Origin of the sequence: Sphingobium sp. MP9-4, from assembly GCF_005281675.1 — a bacterium.
Lineage (GTDB): Bacteria > Pseudomonadota > Alphaproteobacteria > Sphingomonadales > Sphingomonadaceae > Sphingobium > Sphingobium yanoikuyae.
The window spans coordinates 167,608-186,279 of record NZ_LUFI01000002.1 but is presented as its reverse complement, the minus strand read 5'-3'; the positions used below and the strand labels follow the sequence as shown (position 1 = coordinate 186,279).

Sequence of the window (18,672 nt, the reverse complement as noted above, 5' to 3'; positions counted from 1 at the left end):
GCCGTCTGAGTCTGAACGGCGGTTGAAGCGGGAAGGATGCGGAAATGGCCGATGGCGGACCCATGGCGAACCATCGGTTCGGACCGGGCGGCATGGCACTGGCGTTGCTGGTGAATATCATGTTCGCGCTCAACGTGATCGCGATGAAGGTGGTGGTGGACGCGACCGCGCCACTGCTGTCGGTGGCGCTGCGCATGGGGACGGTCTTCCTGATCTGTGCGCCGGCGCTGCGTCCACTGCCGGGGCGGACCGGCTGGCTGATGCTCTATGGTTTCCTCAATGGCGGGCTGTTCCTGCTGCTGCTGAACCTGGCTTTGTTCATGGCGACCAATGTCGGGGCACTGGCGATCGCCGGGCAACTCAGCGTGCCCTTCTCGCTGCTGCTGGGCGCGCTGCTGCTGGGCGAGCGGCTCAACCGGCGCAAGATTGTCGGCGTGCTGCTGGCCTTTGCCGGGGTCGTGGCGCTGGTGTTCGACCCGCATATATTGGCGGAGGTGCCCGCCGTATTGGTGATGGCCAGCGCGGCGATGGTGTGGGGCGGCGCGACCTTGGTGCAGCGCAAGCTGACCAGGGTGAGCGTGATGAACGGCCAGGCGTGGAACGGACTGATGGGCGCGGCGGTGCTGGCGCCCTTTGCCCTGATTTTCGAACGGCCGGCGATTGCGGGGCTGGCCCATGTCGGCTGGGTGCCGACCGGTTGGTTCGCCTTTTCCTGCCTGGGCGCGACGGTGCTGGGGCAGGGGACGCTCGCCTGGCTGCTGCAACGCTATCCGATCTCGACCATCATGCCGCTGATGCTGGCATCGCCGGTCATGTCGACGGTCTTCGCCTCGCTCTATTTCGGCACGCCGATCACGGTCGGCATGATTGCAGGTGGGACCGTGGCGCTGCTGGGCGTGACGATCATTGCCTTCTCGCCCGACCGCAGGCCGGTCGACTGACCACATAAAAAATGGGCCGGCGTCGCATGCCTCGACGCCGGCCCAGGGGGCTTCCGAAAGGCGGTGGTCAGACCGCCCGTTCGAAGATGGCGGCCAGGCCCTGACCGCCGCCAATGCACATGGTTTCCAGGCCATAGCGGCCGTCGCGCCGCTGCAACTCGCGCAGCAGATTGGCGAGGATGCGTCCGCCGGTCGCGCCGATCGGATGGCCGAGCGAAATGCCCGATCCATTGACGTTGAGCTTGTCGCGATCGTCCCAGTTCCAGCCCTTGAGGCAGGCCAGAACCTGCGGCGCGAAGGCCTCGTTGAGTTCCACCAGATCGATGTCGTTCCAGCCAAGGCCAGTGCGGGCGAACAGCTTTTCGACCGCCGGCACCGGACCGATGCCCATGCGCGAGGGATCGCAGCCCGCCGCTGCCCAGCTGTGCAGCCAGGCCATGGGTTCAAGGCCCAGTTCCTCCAGCTTGTCCTCCGCGACCACCAGGCAGGCGGCGGCGGCATCATTCTGCTGGCTGGCATTGCCGGCGGTGACCACGCCATCCTTCTCGATCGGTTTCAACAGGGCGAGCGATTCCGGCGTGGCGTCGGCGCGAATGCCCTCGTCCATGGCGAAGATCAGCGGATCGCCCTTGCGCTGCGGCACGGCGACCGGGACCAGCTCGTCGTCGAACTTGCCGGCGGCCCAGGCGGCTGCGGCGCGCTGATGGCTCATCGCGGCATATTCGTCGCAGGCTTCGCGGCTGATGTCATAATCCTTGGCGAGATTGTTGGCCGTCTCGATCATGCCGCTGATGATGCCGTAGCGGGCGATCGGCTGCGACATGACGCGGCCGCGGGTCAGGCGGTCATGGAACTGGGTGGATCCCGATCGGGCACCCCAGCGATGGTCCATCGAATAATATTCGACATTGGACATGCTCTCGACCCCGCCGGCGACGACGATGTCGGCGGCGCCGGTCTGGATTCGCATGGCCGCGTCGATCACGGCCTGAAGCCCCGAACCGCAGCGCCGGTCGAGCTGCACGCCGGGAATGCTTTCGGGCAAACCCGCCGCCAGCGCCGACCAGCGGCCGATGCAGGGCGCCTCGCCATTGCCATAGCCTTGGGAGAAGACGACATCGTCGATCCGTTCCGGATCGATCTTCGTCCGCTCCATCAAGGCCTTGATGATGACCGCGCCCAGATCGCCGGCGCTGAAGGATTTCAAAGAACCGCCATATTTGCCAACGGCGGTGCGGATGGGGGCGACGATGGCGGCTCTGCGCATGCGATGTCCTTTGCGGGAATGGGGAGGATCAGGCGGCCGCTTCGGCCTGGCGGATCATCTGCTTGGCGATGATGGTCTGCTGGATCTGGCTGGTGCCTTCATAGATGCGCAGCAGCCGGACATCGCGATAGAAGCGCTCGACCTTATATTCGGCCATATAGCCGGCACCGCCATAGATCTGGACGGCGCGGTCGGCGATCCGGCCAACGGCTTCGGAAGCGTAATATTTGAGCGCGGCGCATTCCAGGCTGACCGGCTCGCCGGCGTCGAACTTGGCGGCGACCGACTGCATCAGCGCCTCGGTCGTCAGCATGTCGACCTTCATGTCGGCAAGCATCGCCTGGACCAGCTGGAAATCGGCGATGCGCTGGCCGAACTGCTTGCGTTCCATGGCATATTGCAGGGCCATGTCGATCAGCCGCTGGCACATGCCGAGCGCGACGGCGGCGATATGGATGCGGCCGCGATCCAGCACCTTCATCGCGGTCTTGAAGCCGCGGCCGGGCACGCCGCCGATGATGTTGGCGGCCGGCACGACGACATCGTCCAGGATCACGTCGGTGGTGATCGACCCTTTCTGCCCCATTTTCTTGTCCGGCTTGCCGAAGCTGATGCCGGGGGTGTTTGCGGGCAGGATGAAGGCGGAGATGCCGGCCGCGCCCTTCACGTCCGGTTCGGTCCGGGCCATCAGGGTGAAGACGCTGGCGCGCGGCGCGTTGGTGATGAAGCGCTTGGTGCCGGTGATGCGGTAAGTGTCGCCGTCGCGGACCGCCACGGTGCGCAGTGAACCGGCGTCGGACCCGGCCTCCGGCTCGGTCAGGCCGAAGCTGGCGATCGCTTCACCGGTGGCGAATTTGGGCAGCCATTCGCGCTTCTGCTCCTCGGTGCCGTCCATGACGATGCCCTGGCTGCCGATGCCGACGGTGGTGCCGATGACCGAGCGGAAGACCACCGACGCGCGGGTGATCTCGCGGATGATCGCCGCTTCCTCCGCCATGGTGCAGCCGATGCCGCCAAACTCCTCCGGCACCGACAGGCCGAACAGGCCCATGTCGCGCATCTGCTGGATGATGCTCTCGGGAACCGCATCCGCTTCCTCGACGGCGTCCTCGGCCGGGATCAGCTTTTCGCTGACGAAGCGGCGGACGGTGGTGCGGAACAGGTCGAACGTCTCGGCGTCCATGAAAAATCTCCTCTCAATATCCGATGTCGGCGACCATCGCGTCGCTGCCGTCGCAGCGGATCGCGCGGGAGCGGCCGGCCGCATCCTCGCGCAGCAATACCGGCTGGCCGGCGAAGACCGGTGCGACCGCGCGGAAGGCGAAACGGGTCGGGCTGCGCCCGCCGCGCCGGGCATGGCCGAACAATCTGGCGGCGGTGAAGGGGCCGTGGATCACCAGGCCGGGATAGCCCTCCTCGCCGGTCGCATAGGGCAGGTCATAATGGATGCGATGGCTGTTGAAGGTGACGGCCGAAAAGCGGAACAGGTCGACGCTGCTGGGCGCCCAACTCACATCATCGGGCGCGCCATCGAAGGCGGCGGGGACGATCGTGGGCGTCGGTGCGCCGGTGTCGCGATAGACGATGGTCTGCACCTCGCTCACCCGTTCGCGATCGGCCTGGACGATGCTGTGGCCGACCTTCACGAGGACAAGCTCGCCGCTGCGGCCGCTCTTGTGGGCGATCTCGAGCACGGTCGAGGTGCGGGTCGCTTCCCAGTCGAGCATCAGCGGGGCATGAAACTGCATCTCGGCGGCGGCGAACATGCGGCGCGGCAGGCTGATCGGCGGCAGGAAACCGCCGCGTTTGGGATGGCCGTCCGGGCCGATCTGGTCAGCGGCGGCAACCGGCAGGAAAAAGGCCCAATGGGCCAGCGAGGGCTGGACCGTCTCGACATCGAGCGGTTCGCCGATGGCGGCGGCGAAGCGGCGCAGCGCTTCCCGGTCGAGCATCTCGGTCCGGCTCTCGGTCCTGCCGGCCCATGTCTGCCAATGGGCGATATCGGATGGGGAAAGGGTCATGCGACCAGTCCTTCGTCATGGAGGCGGCCGATCGCGCCGCTGTCGAGCCCCAGCAGCTCGCTCAATATCTGGTCGCTATGCTCGCCAAGGCGTGGGGCCGTACCGACGGCACCGCGCGCCTCGCCGGCCAGCGTGCCCGCCGGGCCGGATGTGGGGTAGGTGAGGCCGCTGGGATGGGCGATCGTCTCGAACAGGGGATTGGCGGTGAACAGCCGTTCGTCCTGTGTCACCGCCTGATGCAGCGACTGATATTCGCCCCAGGTGACGCCGCCCGCGTCGAAGGCGGGCTTTAGCGTGTCGCTGCTGCGCGCGGCGAAGGCGGCTTCGAACAGCGGGAAAAGCCGGGCGCGGTGGGTGAAGCGGGCGCCTTCATCCCTGGCGAAGTTGGCACCCGTTTCGCCCTCGATCGCGGCGATCGCTTCGCCAAGGTCCAGCGTCTTGAGAAGGCCGGTCCATTGGCGCGGGGTGATGGCGACGACGATCAGCCGCTTGCCGTCGGCGGTCAGGAAATCCCGGCCGAAGGCGCCGAACAGGTCATTGCCCATGCGCGGCCGGTCGCCGGCCGACAGCACTTCGGCCACGGAGCCGAGATGCGACAGGGTGGAGGCGGCGAGGTCCGACAGGGGCACGCGGATTTCCGCGCCCTGGCCGGTCGCGCGTCGGCGCAACAGGGCGGACGTCATGGCGAAGGCGGCATAGGCGCCGCCGAGCAGATCCCAGGCCGGCAGGACATGGTTGACCGGACGGTCATCGTCGGCCGGGCCGGTCATCATCGGCACGCCGGCGGCGGCATTGATGGTGTAATCGACCGCCGGCGATCCATCGGCCCAGCCCATCACGCGGACGCTGATGATGTCGGCTCGGCGTGCGGCCAGCGCCTCATGGCTGAGGAAGCCCTTGACCGGATAGTTGGTGAGGAACAGGCCGGCATTGTCGCCCGGCGCGGTGGCGATGGCGACCGCCAGTTCGCGCCCTTCGGGGCGGCCCAGATCGATCGCGATCGATTTCTTGCCCTTGTTGAGACCCTCCCAATAGAGGCTGGCCCCGGACGGTGCGATCGGCCAGCGGCGATAGTCCGGGCCGCCACCGATGGCGTCGAAACGGATCACCTCCGCCCCCATCTGTGCCAGGTGCAGGCCGCAGGACGGGCCGGCGATGAAGGCGGCGCCTTCTACCACGCGCAGGCCCTTGAGCATGTCGTACATGGAGTTCCCCCTAGCCCAGCCTGACCATGGTGCGGCCGATATTGGCGCCCGAGAACAGGCCCCAGAAGGCGTCGAGCGCCTTGTCTATGCCATCATAGACGGTTTCGGCCGAGGCCATCTGGTCGGCCCGGTTCCAGGCGGTCATGCGCTCCAGCATCTCCGCTTCCAGATCCATATGGTCGAGCGCGATATAGCCCTGCATGCGGATGCGCTTGGTCATCAGCATGGTGAGGTTGCGCGGCACGGTCGGCGCGTCGGTGACATTATATTGCGAGATCATGCCGCAGATGGCGAAGCGCGCGAAATCATTGGCGAGCGACAGGGCGGCCTGCAGATGATCGCCGCCGACATTGTCGAAATAGACGTCGATGCCGCTGGCGCCGATCGCCTTGACTTCGCGGGCGAGGGCCTTGGTCAGGTTCGGCTCCGCCTTGTAATCGATCGCGGCGTCGACCTTGAGCGCATCGCGCAGGAAGGCGGTCTTGTCCGGGCCGCCGGCCGATCCGATCACCTTGCATCCCATGTTGCGGGCGATCTGGCAGGCGATCGATCCGACCGCGCCGGACGCGGCCGACACGAAGACGGTATCGCCCGGCTGCAACTCCGCAATGCGGACGAGGCCGGCATAGGCGGTGAGGCCGGTCATGCCAGCGAAGCAGAGATAGGCCTGGGGCGGCAGTGCCTGGCGATCGCGATGCTGGAGCGCGGTGCCGGGGGCGTTGAACTCCTCGCGCCAGCCAAGCCGGGAAAAGACGAGGTCGCCGGGCACGAAGGCCGGATCGTTGGAGGCGATCACTTCGCCGATGGCCGGGCCCTCCATCGCCGCATCGAGGGCGAAGGGCGGGACATAGCTTTTGGCGTCGCTCATCCGCCCGCGCATCGCCGGGTCGACCGCCATCCAGAGATTGCGGACCTGGACCTCGCCGGGGCCGGGTGGTGGCACGGCCTGTTCGACGGTAGCGAAATCCTCCGCCACCGGGGCGCCGACCGGACGGCGTTTCAGCTGTATTTCGCGCGATTTCATGGTCATCGGCCCCTCAATAGCCATTGAGGCGTGCCCAGCGCTCGCGATGCCAGGCGGTGCTGCCATGGCATTGCTCCGCGACGCGGGCGCGCTTCAAGTAAAGGCCGGCATCATGTTCATGGGTCATGCCGATGCCGCCGTGCAACTGGACCATCTGCGAGGAGATGCGGTGCAGCGTCTCGCCGGCGGTCGCCTTGGCGAGCGAGGCGAGGCCGGGAAGCGCAGGATCCTCGGCATCGATCGCGGCGAGCGCGGTTTCGACTGCCGATCGCGTCAGCTGCAATTCGCCGAACAGTTCGGCGGCGCGATGCTGCAGCGCCTGGAAGGAGCCGATGATCGCCCCGAACTGGACGCGGGTCTTGAGATAATCGAGCGTGATGTCGAACGCCTGGGTCGCGCTGCCCAGCATTTCGGCGGCCATGCCGATCGCGGCCCGGTCGCGGATCGCGTCGATCAGGTCGGCGGCCTTGCCGACTTCGCCGAGCACATCGTTGACAGCGATGTTGACACTATCGAAGCGGTAAAGGGCCGGGCGCCGGGCGTCGATCTGGTCGAGCACTTCCCGTTCCAGTCCGGTGCTGTCGGTCGGCACCAGGAACAGGGTCAGGCCATCGCGATCGCCCGGCGCGCCGCTGGTGCGCGCGGCGACGATGGCGAGGTCGGCGATCATGCCGTCCTGCACCGGGCGCTTGGTGCCTGACAGCTTCCAGCCATCGCCTGAGGCTGTGGCCGCCAACGCGGTGCGCTCGGGCGCATGATGCGGCCCTTCGTCGAGCGCGAGCGTGCCGATCAGCGATCCGTCGGCGATGCCCGGCAGCCAGCGGGCCTGTTGCTCCTGCGTGCCCGCAAGCCGCAGCGCCGAAGCGGCAACCAGCGCGGAACTGACGAGCGGCGAGGCGGCCAGGGTGCGCCCCAGTTCCTCGATGACCAGGCCAAGGCTGAGATAGCCGAAATCGGCGCCGCCATGGTCTTCCGGCACGATGATGCCGCACCAGCCCATCTGCGCCATTTCGGCCCAGGCCTCGGCGTCATAGCCGTCCGATCCGCTGCCGCCGCCGCCGCCATGGTCGTACAGGCCACGCAGCGCGGTCACGGGCAGGCGGTCGCGCACCCATTCCGACGCCATGTCCTTTAGCATCGTCTGTTCTTCGTTCAGCACCGCCACGGCGCGTCCTCCCGCATCCTGTCTTTTCTCTCGTCCTTGCTCATGCTCAGCCCGGCAGGCCCAGCGTGCGCTTGGCGGTGATATTGTTCTGCACCTCGTAGCTGCCGCCGTAGATGGAGAAGGCCTTGCTGTGCAGCCAGGCGCGCGTCGCCTCCGTCTCGGCCGCGCTATAGGGATCGCCGGCCCAGCCCAGGCCGTCGGCGCCCATGATCTCGACCAGCAGCTCGGCCCGTTCCTGGATGATGCCGGACCACAAATTCTTGAGCGCTGACACCCCATGGCTGGGACCGCCATTCTTGGCTTCGGCGGCGAGCCGGCGGACGGTCGCCATATAGGCTTCATGCCGCATCGCATTGCGCACCAGCCGGGCGCGCAGGTCCGGGCTGTCGATCCGCCCGAGCGCGTCCGTGCCCAGATAGTCATGGGCCAGCGGGGCGAGGGGGGTGATGTCGGCCTTCACCTCCGACAGGCTGTTGCGTTCGAACTGCAGCAGCCGCTTGGCGATGGTCCAGCCTTGGTTGACCTCGCCCACCAGATTGCCCTTGGGCACCTTCACATCGTTGAAGAAGACCTCGCAGAAATGGGTCGATCCGCTGATAAGCACGATCGGTCGCGCCTCGATCCCTTCGTATTGCATGTCGACCAGCAGGAAGCTGATGCCGCCCTGCTTGCGTTCGGTATCGGTGCGGACGAGGACGAAGCACCAGTCGGCCTGGTCGGCGCCCGATGTCCAGATCTTCTGCCCGCTGACCAGCCAATGGTCACCCATGTCGATGCATTTGGTCTGGAGCGCGGCCAGGTCCGATCCCGCGCCGGGTTCGGAAAAGCCCTGGCACCAGCGCCGTTCATGGCTGGCGATGAACGGCAGATGTTCCAGCTTCTGCGCTTCGTCGCCATATTCCAGCAAGGTCGGGCCAAGCATCATCGTGCCATAGCTGCGGATCGGGTTGAAACCGCCGATCGCGGCCAGTTCCTCGCCGATGATCTTGCCATGGGCTTCGGTGAGGCCGGCGCCACCATAGCGCGGCGCCCATGTGGGCACGCCCCATCCCTTGTCGGTCATGCGCTGGCGCCAGAGCTGATAATCGTCATTGGCAGCGGCGGCATGGGCGTCGCCCTGGAAGAGGAGGCCGGGCACATTGGTCAGCGAGGGCGGAAAATTCGCCTTCAGCCAGGCGCGCGCCTCCTGCCGAAATTCTTCTCTATCGATGGGCTCCATTTCCGCCATCCACTCACATCCCTGTTCTGCTCGAAAGGCGAACGCGCCGTCCGGGTGTTACCCGTCGGGCTGCTCGCGGCTTTCGGATGGCCGCTTGCGATCCATGTCCGATTCCTTAGGTCAATATTGCACAGGTGGCTAGTTATATTTTGCACTCAAGGATAATTTTCATCCGCAACGGAAATCGCGAATTTTGCGCAATGTGGCGGAAAAGCGTGGAAATGCGGCGGCGCCCTTGCGCTGTGCGCGGGAAAATATCGTAACGACGATTGTCCGATTGACAGCCGGCGGCGTGCCCATAAACTATACCATAATGCAAAATTGATAAGGCCGGTCCGTCTTGGCACGAGAACTGGCTACCGCTGCAGGAGAGCGTAGTATGGAAACCATGGCCGCCCGTCCGATCCCGGCGCATGTGCCGCCCGACATGATCGGCAATTTCAGCCTGTTCAGTTCGCCGGGGCTGGAGCCGACGCCCAATGGCGATCCGCAGGCGGCGAGCGCGGTGGTGCATGATGGGCCGCGCATCTTCTATTCGCCGGTCAACACTCGCGACGGCAAGGGCACATGGGTCATCACCCGTGCGCAGGACCAGCGGCGGGTGCTGCAGGATCCCGAAACCTTCTCCAGCCATCGCAGCATCTTTGCCTCGGCGCTGGGCGAGAGCTGGCCGATGATCCCGCTGGAGCTGGACCCGCCCGAACATGGCAAGTTCCGCTCGTTGCTCAATCCGCTGCTGTCGCCCAAGCGGGTGATGGCGCTGGAAACGGCGGTGCGCGAAAGGGCGAGCGTGCTGATCGACCGGATCGCGGCGTCGGGCACCAGTTGCGACGTGATGACCGATTTCGCCTTCCCTTTCGCGGTCAATATCTTCCTGCGCTTCCTGGGCCTGTCGGACGATCGGCTCGACGAATTTGTCGGCTGGGCCAATGACCTGCTGCATGGCGACAATGTGAAGCGGCCGGCGGCGGCGCGCACCATCGTCGCGTTCATTGACGAGCTTTCGGCCGATCGGCGTCGGCAGCCGGTCGATGATTTCATGTCCTTCCTGGTGCAGTCGCGGATCGACGACCGGCCGCTGACCGACATGGAGATCAGGGGCACGGGCGTGCTGCTGTTCATCGCCGGGCTGGACACGGTGGCGGCCGCGATCGGCTTTGACCTCAATTACCTGGCGCGGCATCAGGCGGACCAGCAATGGCTGCGCGACGATCCCAAGCGGATCGTGCTGGCGGCGGAGGAATTGCTGCGCGCCTATCCCACGGTGCAGATGATCCGGGTGGCCACGAAGGACGTGGATTTCGAAGGCGCACCGATCCGCAAGGGCGACTATGTGTCCTGCGCGACGATGATCGCCAATCGCGATCCGCTGGAATTTGCCGATCCCGCGCGCATCGACCTGGCCCGCGAGGATAATCGTCACACCGCCTTTGCCTATGGGCCGCATCGCTGCCTGGGGTCGCATCTGGCGCGGCGCGAGATCGTCGTGGGGCTGGAGGAATGGCTGAAGCGCATCCCGACCTTCCGCATCAAGTCCGGCACCGCGCCGGTCACCTATGGCGGCCATGTGTTCGGGATCGAAAACCTGATCCTCGACTGGTCGCAGGAGGATGCGGCATGAAGATCATCGTGCATCGCGAGAAATGCCAGGGCCATGCCCGTTGCTGGGCGATGGCGCCCGACATCTTCGAGCTGGATGACGAGGGCTATATCATGCCCGGCGATATCGATGTGCCGGAAGAGCAGGAAAGGCTGGCCTGGATGGGCGCCAAATCCTGCCCCGAACGCGCGCTCGACATCCAGAAATGAGAGGCTCCCTGCTGGCCCTTGGTGGCCTTGTCGCGCTGGCATCCGGCCCGGCTATGGCGGCGGAACTGCGCCCCGACCAGATCGCCTTTCGCGATATCTATCGCGAACTGGTGGAGACCGATACCAGCGCCCCGACCGGCAGTTGCACCGTCGCGGCAGGCCGGATGCTCGATCGGCTGCGCAAGGCCGGATTCGGGCCGGATCGCGCCGAGGTCTTCGTGCCGGAGGGGCATGAGAAGGATGGCGGCCTGATCGCCCGGATCGAGGGGAGTGATCCGCGCGCGGCGCCGATGCTGCTGGTCGACCATATCGATGTGGTCGCCGCCCGGCGCGAGGATTGGCCGCGCGATCCGTTCCGCCTGACCGAGGAGAAGGGCTATTTTATCGGGCGCGGGGTGATCGACGACAAGGCGCTGTCGGCGATCTGGGTCGACAGCCTGATCCGGATGCAGGCGGCGGGCTTTCGTCCCCGGCGCACGATCAAGGTGGCGCTGACCTGTGGCGAGGAAAGCAGCGATGCGGTGAACGGCGTCGACTGGCTGCTGCGCAACCGGCGCGACGCGGTGCAGGCGGGCTTTGCCCTGAACGAGGGCGGCTATGGCATTAGCGACAAGGATGGCCGGCCGATCGCCCTCTATCTGGCGGTGGGCGAGAAATATGCGCAGAGCTTCACGATCGAGGCGCGCAACAGCGGCGGCCATAGCAGCCGCCCGCGCCCCGACAATGCAATCTATGACCTGGCCTATGCGCTGGCGGCGGTGCGGCGGCTGTCATTCCCGATCCAGCTCAACCCAACCAATCGCGGCTATTCCACCCGCATGGGGCCGATCGTCGGCGGCGCGATGGGGCAGGCTATGGAGCGGCTGGGGCAGGGGCAGGACGACGCAGCAACGGTCGCCACGGTGACGGGGGACGTCACCTATAATGCGATGTTGCGCACCACCTGTGTCGCGACACAGGTGGAGGCGGGCCATGCCGAAAACGCGCTGCCGCAGCGGGCGCAGGCGACGATCCAGTGCCGTCTGTTTCCGGGCGACAGGGTGGAGGATGTCGAGGCGCGGCTGCGCGCGGCGCTGCCGTCCGGGATCGCCCTGACGCGCAAGGGCGACAAGGGTGCGCCGGCCGTGCCGCCGCCGCTCGATCCGGAGATCATGGGACCGGCCGAAAAATTGGCGCAGCGGCATTTCCCCGACATTCCGGTGGTGCCCAACCTGCTGACCGCCGGCACCGATGGTCGCTATCTCAGCGCGGCGGGCATCCCGACCTATGGCGTGCCGGGCATCGTCCTCGATCCCGACGGCAATGGCGCGCATGGCGTGGACGAGCGCATCCGAGTGAAGAGCGTCTATGACGGGCGCGACTATCTCTATGCGCTGATCCGCGCCTATGCCGAGGGGCGCTGACAAGCCCCTCGGTTGGCGCCGCTCAGGTGCGGATCCACACGCCCTTAGTCTGGAGATAGGCGTCGATATGTTCGGCGCCGCCCTCCCGGCCGTAGCCGCTCATCTTGTAGCCGCCGAACGGGACCGACGGGTCCATCGCGAAATAATGGTTCACCCAGATGGAGCCGGCGCGGATGCGCTTGACCGCGGTCATGGCCTTGCCGATGTCGCGGGTCCACACGCCACCGGCGAGGCCGAAGCGGGTGGCGTTGGCGCGGCCGATCACCTCGTCCAGGCTATCGAAGGGCAGGATGCAGGAGACGGGGCCGAAAATTTCCTCGCGGGCGATCCGCATCTCGTCGGTCACATCGGCGAAGATGGTGGGGGCGACCCAATGGCCCTTGTCGAGCGCGCCGCCGGTGACGCGATGGCCACCGGTGACGAGCCGGGCGCCCTCCTGCGAGCCAAGGTCGAGATAGGAGGAGACGCGGGCGAACTGCTTGGCCGAGACCAGCGGGCCGATCACGGTTTCGGGATCGAGGCTGGGACCGATCTTGAGATTGGCGGCGAAGGCAGCGATGCGCTGCACCATTTCCTCATAGACTGGCCGTTCGACGAACAGGCGGGTGCCGGCGGCGCAGACCTGACCCGAATTGTTGAACACGCCCATGGCGGCGGCCGGGGTCGCAGCGTCGAGATCGGCATCGGCAAAGATGATGTTGGGTGATTTGCCGCCCAGTTCCATCGTCACCTTCTTCACCGATCCGGCCGAAGCGGCGATGATCCGCTGGCCGGTTTCGCAGGAGCCGGTGAAGGCGATCTTGTCGACGTCGGGATGGGCGGAAAGGGCCGCGCCGGTCTCGCCCGCGCCGGTGACGACATTGACGACGCCCGGCGGCACGCCCGCCTCCAGGCAGAGTTCGGCGAAGCGCAGCGGGCTGAGCGAGGCATCCTCGGCCGGCTTCAGCACGATGGTGCAGCCGGTGGCGAGCACCGGGCCGATCTTCCACGCGGCGCTGAACAGCGGTCCGTTCCATGGGATGATCGCGCCGACGACGCCGACCGGTTCCTTCAATGTGTAGGAGAGAAGATCGACCGGGAAGCTGTTGGACAAAGTCTCGCCATGGATGGCGGTGGCGGCGCCGGCGAAATGGCGCAGCGATCGCTGCAACATGCCGCGCAGCCCCATGGCGGCGGTGATCGGCCGGCCCATCTCGATCACGTCGAGCAGCGCGAGATCCTGGAACTCGGCATCGACCAGATCGGCGAGGCGCAGCAGCACCGCCTGGCGATCGGCCGGCTTGAAGCGGCTCCATGGCCCTTCAAAGGCGGCGCGGGCGGCGCGGACGGCGCGGTCGACATCCTCGGCGCCGGCCAGCGCCAGTTCGGCGATCAGCTCGCCGGTCGACGCGCTGAAACTCTGGAAGGTCTTGCCCGACAGCGCGTCGACCATCTTGCCGTCGATCAACAACTGCTTGGGCTTGCCGTCGATAAAGGCGGGGCGGCGGGTTTCGATCATCTTATGTCCTTTCGGAAACAGCCGGTCAGACCGGATCGCCTTCATGGGCGCGGCGCATCGAGGCGCGGCCGAGGGCGAAGAGAAGGGCGGCGGGCAGCAGCACGCAGAAGACGCTGGTAATGAGCGAGAGGCCCACCTTCATCTCGTCGCCCCACAGCTTGTCGGTGACGAGGCCGATGAAGGCCGGGCCGCCGGCCATGGCGATGAGGCCGGATGCCAGCACATAGAGTGCCGAGACGCGGCCGCGCAGATAGGCCGGGGTGACGACCTGGACGGTGGCCGGCCCCATGCTGGCGGTCGAGAGGATCAGCGCCATGAAGCACCAGTAGCAGGCGACCGTGGCCCAGGGGCTGGCGACCAGGAAGGCGGTGATGCCGAAGGGGGCGGCGGCCAGCACGGTCATCAGGCACCAGAAGAGATGCGCGTCCTTGCGACCCCGGCGATAGAGGCGGTCGACGGTCCAGCCATGGAGCGGGATCAGCGCGGCGGCAGCGATCTGGGCAATGCCGATCACCGGGCCGATCTGCGCGGGCTGCCAGCCATGGACGCGAGCGAGATAGACTGGCGTCCAGAGCTGGAAGCCGATGGTGGCGGCATAAGCGAGGCCGAAGCCGACGAAGGCGGCGGTGTAGAGCGGCTTGTGCCGGCGGATATAGGCCCATGCCTCGCCATAGCCCGCGCCCGCGCTCACGGCCTTGCGCCGGGGCGGTTCGCGGAACAGGAAGACGAGGAAGGCGAGCAGGATGCCGGGCGCGCCGGTCATGATGAACACCTGCTGCCAGGGCTGGAGCGTGCCGAAGAGCGGCCAGGTGGCAGGGCCGGCCTTCATCGCCGCGCCGACGATCGGGCCGCCCAGCAGGAAGACGATGCCCGCGCCCATGACGCCGCCCATGATGAAGACCGACATGGCGAGCGAGACGCGGTGTGGCGGGAAGCTGTCGCCGACGACCGAATAGCTGCCGGTGCCAAAGCCCGACTCGCCCGCGCCCACCCCGGCCCGCGCCATGGCGAGGCCGATGAAGCTGCCGGCAAGGCCGCAGGAGGCGGCGGCGATGCTCCACACCGTCACCGACAGATAGAGGACGATGCGGCGGCTGAAGCGGTCGAGCGCCATGCCGAGCGGAATGGCGCACAGGCAAAAGAGGAGGGCGAAGGCCGGTCCCTGGAGCAGGCTGATCTGGAGGTCGGAGAGACCCAGATCCTGTTTGATCGGGCCGACCATCAGCGCCATGATGTTCCGGTCGGTCAGCGACAGGATATAGAGCAGGAACAGGATCGCGACCGTGAGCCAGCCCATGAAGGGACTGGGATAGTCGGCGGTGGCCGGGGCAGGGGACGGCGGCGCGGGGCTGTCGATCGGCGCGGAGGGTGACGGCGAAGCGGACAGGGACAGGGCAGGTTCGCTCATCGACGGAACGCCCTGATTATCACCGATTCTCTGTTGCGCAGGCTCGACACCGACCTTCTCCATGCTGATCGCCGTGCCTGGTCCGCGGAGCGGCACGATCTGTTGCCGGCATAACGCACATTTTTGCACCATAGGTCAATATATGATGCGCCGCTTTTCGCGGCTTTATCCCCTGTCCCTAATAAGAAGGCCGGATTTCCGTTGCGGCAAGGCGGCAAATTCTTTTCGATCAAACATTTACCACTGGTGCAAAATTAGTTGACATCCACCGCTGGAGCGATAGAAATAAAAATGCACACCGGGATAATAATGACAGGTGTGGGCCAACGAGCCGACACATTGCGTCCAGGGAGAGGAAAGACCAATGTCCAAGCACAAGATTTTTGCGTCGTCGCTGGCGATCGGCGCCAGCATCGTCGCGATGACCGGCAGCGCGCTGGCGCAGGATGCGGCGGCGCCCGCACCGGCACCGGAGCAGGCCGCCGAGCAGGGTAGTGCCGCACCGGTCAGCACATCCGACATCGTCGTGACCGGCTCGCGCATCGTGCGCGATGGCTATACCGCGCCGACGCCGGTGACGGTCGCCACGACCGAGGAATTGTCGCGCACGACGCCGTCGAGCATTCCGGACGCGCTCAACAAGCTGCCGCAATTCTCCAATTCGCTGAGCCCGTCCAAGTCGGCGTCGAATTTCTCGAACGCGCCGATCCACGGCAATGTGCTCAACCTGCGCGGCCTGGGCACGCCCAGCGCCAATCCCAAGGGGCCGCTGCGCACGCTGATCCTGTTCGACGGCATGCGCGTATCGCCGACCGAATATATCGGCACGATCGACACCAATGTGCTGCCGCAGCTGCTGATGCAGCGGGTTGACGTGGTGACCGGCGGTGCCTCGGCCCAATGGGGCTCTGACGCGGTCGCGGGCGTCGTCAACTTCGTGCTCGACAAGAAATTCACCGGCATCAAGGGCGTGGCCCAGGCGGGCATTTCCGACGAGGGCGACAATGCCAACCAGCGCCTCGGCCTGGCAGTCGGCCAGGATTTTGCCGGCGGACGCGGGCATATTCTGCTGAGCGGCGAATATTCCAACAATGAAGGCATGCTGCGCAGCGATCGCGACTATGCGACCAAGGGCTATAGCTATGTCGGCAGCGTCGTGGGCTGCACCAAGCTGGCGAGCGAGCCGGCGTCGGTCTGTGCGCCCGGCGGCGCGCGCAACCCCTATACGATCGGGTCGAACATCCTGATTTCGGCGCTGGCGCCCAATGGCCGCATCACCGCCTCCAGCGTGGCGGGCAATCCCTATGTCGGGCAGGTCATCAACAATGATGGCACGACCCGGCCATTCAACACCGGCACGGCGGTCGGCACGACCGGCTTCCAGTCGGGCGGCGACGGTTACCAGATCCCGACCACCGGCGCGGCGGTCATCCCGCTGACCACCTATCAGGCCTTCGGGCGGCTGAGCTATGATCTGACCGACGACATCAACGCCTTCGTTCAGGGCAGTTGGTCGCGCTCGGACCTGGAATATTCGACCCAGGTGAATGCGCTGGTTCCCGCGTCGCAGGGCGTCACCATCTACAAGGGCAATCCCTATCTGTCGTCCGCGCTGAATTCGGCGCTGACGTCCGCGACGGACAGCTACACGGTCGGCCAATATGATGCCGGCCAGCCGACCGCCATCGCCAAGGAACGTACCGATTACTGGATGGTCAATGCCGGCTTCACCGGCAAGCTGGGCGGGCTCGACTGGAGCGCCACCTATTCGCATGGCGACTCCAAGCACATCCTGGCCAATTCCGGCCTCTATGACAGCAAGAAGCTCTATGCGGCGGCCGACGCCGTGGTCGATCCGAGCACTGGCCAGATCACCTGCCGCGTGCTGCTCGATCCGACCTATGCCAGCCAATATGCGGGCTGCAAGCCGATCGACGTGCTGCATGGCGATCCGTCCAAGTCGACGCCCGAAGGCTATGCCTATGCCACCGGCACGTCGCGTTACCGGGCCAGCATCCGTCAGGACAGCTTTGCGGTGAACCTGAGTGGCAGCCTGTTCGATTTGCCGGCCGGGCCGGTCGACTTCGCGGTCGGCGCGGAATATCGCAAGCAGACGCTGAACCTCACCAGCAATGCCGATCCCTCGCTGCTCGACACGGCGGCCGAGCGCAGCGCCTATTTCGCCGGCCTGCGCGGCGTGCCGGCCACCACCAACTTCTACTGGCTGACCAATGTCGGCACCGCGCATGGCAGCCTGAACGTCAAGGAAGCCTATGCCGAACTGGCGGTGCCGATCCTGAAGGACAAGCCCTTCTTCCGGGAACTCAGCATCAACGGCGCGGGCCGCATCACCGACTATTCGACGTCGGGCACGGTCGAAACCTGGAAGGTCGGTGCAACTTGGAAGCCGGTCGACGACCTGCTGCTGCGTGCCACCTTGTCGCGCGACATCCGTGCGCCCAACCTGTTCGAACTCTATTCGGGCGCGCAGAGCGGCATCGGCATCGTCAACGATCTGCAGACAGCCGATGGCAGCTATGGCAGCGGCCTCAACCAGAATGTGAACACGGTCACCAGCGGCAACGCCAATCTGAAGCCGGAAAAGGCCAAGACGCTGACGATCGGTGGCGTGCTGACGCCGTCCTTCTTCCCCGGCTTTTCGCTGTCGGTCGACTATTACAAGATCAAGGTCACGGGCCTGATCGACACGCTTTCGTCGCAGCAGATCATCACCAACTGCTATAATGCGGGCGGATCGGGCGTGGCCGAATGCGGCCTGATCGATCGGGCGACGCCGACCAGCCTGCCCTCGCTGGTGCATATCGTGCCGGCCAACATCGCCTTCCTGAAGACCGCCGGCATCGATTTCGACGCCAGCTATCGCACGGCGATGGGCGATGGGGCGCTCAGCCTGCGCCTCTACATGAACTATCTCGACAAGTTCGATGCCCAGCAATATGCGGGCGCGCCGATCGCCCATTATGCGGGCGTCAGCGTGGTCGGCAGCAACCCGGCCGGCTTCCCGCGCTGGCGCGGCAATTTCTCGATCGACTACAGCAACGGGCCGTTCGGCATCACCCTGTCCGAACAATATATTCACAAGATGCGGCTGGATATTCCCGGTGGGCCGGTGCCGATCCAGTTCGTCGACGATAAGGTGAAGGCGGTCTGGTATACCGACCTGGCCATGCGCTTCACCGTGCCTCAGGGGAATGGCAATTTCGAGCTGTTCGCCAACGTCAACAACCTGTTCGACAAGCAGCCGCCGATCATTCCGGGCACCGTGCCGGGGGTGAACCTGCCCACCAATATCGCAGTCTACGACTTTATCGGCCGGGCCTTCACGGCGGGCGTCCGCTTCAAATTCTGATAAAAGCCGAAGAGCCATTCGGGGCAAGCCGCTGGAGGCCGGATCATCCGGTTTTCAGCGGCTTTTTTTGTGTCGATGGGGTTGGCCAGCCGACTTGGAGATACCGGCGCCAAATAGCCGCAAAAGCGCCCAATGGCGGATCTGCGGTCGTCGCCTTTCACCGTCCTGTTCGGGTCGTTTGACGCTTGGGTCGAGCAGGAGGTACTGCCTGGCATTGAGGGCGGGACGCTGGACCGGCGGGATATGGTGGCGGTCGTCACTGCCCTGCATCGCTGGGAAGCGGACGGCACATGGGGGCAGGCATATGCTCGCTGATGGTGAACCCGCATGGCTGGTAGCATG

General features: G+C 65.8%; 14 protein-coding genes. 5 read left to right on the top strand and 9 right to left on the bottom strand.

Annotated features, from left to right (window positions below):
• The first annotated feature begins 44 nt into the window (after nucleotides 1-44).
• On the top strand, nucleotides 45-941 hold the full coding sequence (locus A0U87_RS01800) for a DMT family transporter (RefSeq protein WP_048936605.1): 897 nt from the start codon (nucleotides 45-47) through the stop codon (nucleotides 939-941).
• Between the two features lie 67 nt (nucleotides 942-1,008).
• Here the strand turns inward: A0U87_RS01800 and A0U87_RS01795 are convergent, their stop codons facing one another.
• From A0U87_RS01795 to A0U87_RS01765, 7 genes are read right to left on the bottom strand one after another with little or no spacing between them, the layout of a single operon-like run.
• On the bottom strand, nucleotides 1,009-2,208 hold the full coding sequence (locus A0U87_RS01795; RefSeq protein WP_048936604.1) for an acetyl-CoA C-acetyltransferase: 1,200 nt from the start codon (nucleotides 2,206-2,208) through the stop codon (nucleotides 1,009-1,011).
• 28 nt (nucleotides 2,209-2,236) lie between these two features.
• Nucleotides 2,237-3,391, bottom strand: coding sequence for an acyl-CoA dehydrogenase family protein (locus tag A0U87_RS01790; protein WP_048936603.1), 1,155 nt, complete (start codon nucleotides 3,389-3,391; stop codon nucleotides 2,237-2,239).
• Between the two features lie 13 nt (nucleotides 3,392-3,404).
• Nucleotides 3,405-4,229 carry a MaoC family dehydratase N-terminal domain-containing protein gene (locus tag A0U87_RS01785; protein ID WP_137405192.1) on the bottom strand — a complete coding sequence of 275 codons (825 nt, stop codon included), beginning with the start codon at nucleotides 4,227-4,229 and terminating at the stop codon, nucleotides 3,405-3,407.
• Complete coding sequence (locus A0U87_RS01780; RefSeq protein WP_048936601.1) at nucleotides 4,226-5,434, bottom strand: CoA transferase; 1,209 nt, start codon at nucleotides 5,432-5,434, stop codon at nucleotides 4,226-4,228. Before A0U87_RS01780 ends, A0U87_RS01785 begins: the two co-directional genes overlap by 4 nt.
• Nucleotides 5,435-5,444: 10 nt before the next feature.
• Nucleotides 5,445-6,464, bottom strand: coding sequence for an NADP-dependent oxidoreductase (locus A0U87_RS01775; protein ID WP_048936600.1), 1,020 nt, complete (start codon nucleotides 6,462-6,464; stop codon nucleotides 5,445-5,447).
• 7 nt (nucleotides 6,465-6,471) lie between these two features.
• Nucleotides 6,472-7,623, bottom strand: coding sequence for an acyl-CoA dehydrogenase family protein (locus A0U87_RS01770; RefSeq protein ID WP_048936599.1), 1,152 nt, complete (start codon nucleotides 7,621-7,623; stop codon nucleotides 6,472-6,474).
• Between the two features lie 46 nt (nucleotides 7,624-7,669).
• Nucleotides 7,670-8,851: an acyl-CoA dehydrogenase family protein gene (locus A0U87_RS01765; protein WP_137405191.1), complete on the bottom strand. Its 1,182-nt coding sequence runs from the start codon at nucleotides 8,849-8,851 to the stop codon at nucleotides 7,670-7,672.
• A 370-nt stretch (nucleotides 8,852-9,221) separates the two neighbouring features.
• On the opposite strand from A0U87_RS01765, the gene A0U87_RS01760 reads away from it, so the two are divergent.
• From A0U87_RS01760 to A0U87_RS01750, 3 genes are read left to right on the top strand one after another with little or no spacing between them, the layout of a single operon-like run.
• The gene (locus A0U87_RS01760; protein WP_048936597.1) at nucleotides 9,222-10,463 is read left to right on the top strand and encodes a cytochrome P450; all 1,242 of its coding nucleotides are present in this window, start codon (nucleotides 9,222-9,224) and stop codon (nucleotides 10,461-10,463) included.
• Nucleotides 10,460-10,651 carry a ferredoxin gene (locus A0U87_RS01755; RefSeq protein ID WP_004212347.1) on the top strand — a complete coding sequence of 64 codons (192 nt, stop codon included), beginning with the start codon at nucleotides 10,460-10,462 and terminating at the stop codon, nucleotides 10,649-10,651. Before A0U87_RS01760 ends, A0U87_RS01755 begins: the two co-directional genes overlap by 4 nt.
• Complete coding sequence (locus tag A0U87_RS01750; RefSeq protein ID WP_048936596.1) at nucleotides 10,648-12,054, top strand: M20/M25/M40 family metallo-hydrolase; 1,407 nt, start codon at nucleotides 10,648-10,650, stop codon at nucleotides 12,052-12,054. Before A0U87_RS01755 ends, A0U87_RS01750 begins: the two co-directional genes overlap by 4 nt.
• 22 nt (nucleotides 12,055-12,076) lie before the next feature.
• On the opposite strand, the gene A0U87_RS01745 is transcribed toward A0U87_RS01750, so the two are convergent.
• On the bottom strand, nucleotides 12,077-13,552 hold the full coding sequence (locus A0U87_RS01745; protein ID WP_048936689.1) for an aldehyde dehydrogenase family protein: 1,476 nt from the start codon (nucleotides 13,550-13,552) through the stop codon (nucleotides 12,077-12,079).
• A gap of 25 nt (nucleotides 13,553-13,577) precedes the next feature.
• Nucleotides 13,578-14,960 carry an MFS transporter gene (locus tag A0U87_RS01740; protein ID WP_048936595.1) on the bottom strand — a complete coding sequence of 461 codons (1,383 nt, stop codon included), beginning with the start codon at nucleotides 14,958-14,960 and terminating at the stop codon, nucleotides 13,578-13,580.
• 364 nt (nucleotides 14,961-15,324) lie between these two features.
• Here A0U87_RS01740 and A0U87_RS01735 point away from each other — a divergent pair, with 364 nt between their 5' ends.
• A complete protein-coding gene (locus tag A0U87_RS01735) occupies nucleotides 15,325-18,330 on the top strand; it encodes a TonB-dependent receptor (protein WP_137405190.1) in 3,006 nt (1,001 codons plus the stop codon).
• Nucleotides 18,331-18,672 lie beyond the last annotated feature (342 nt).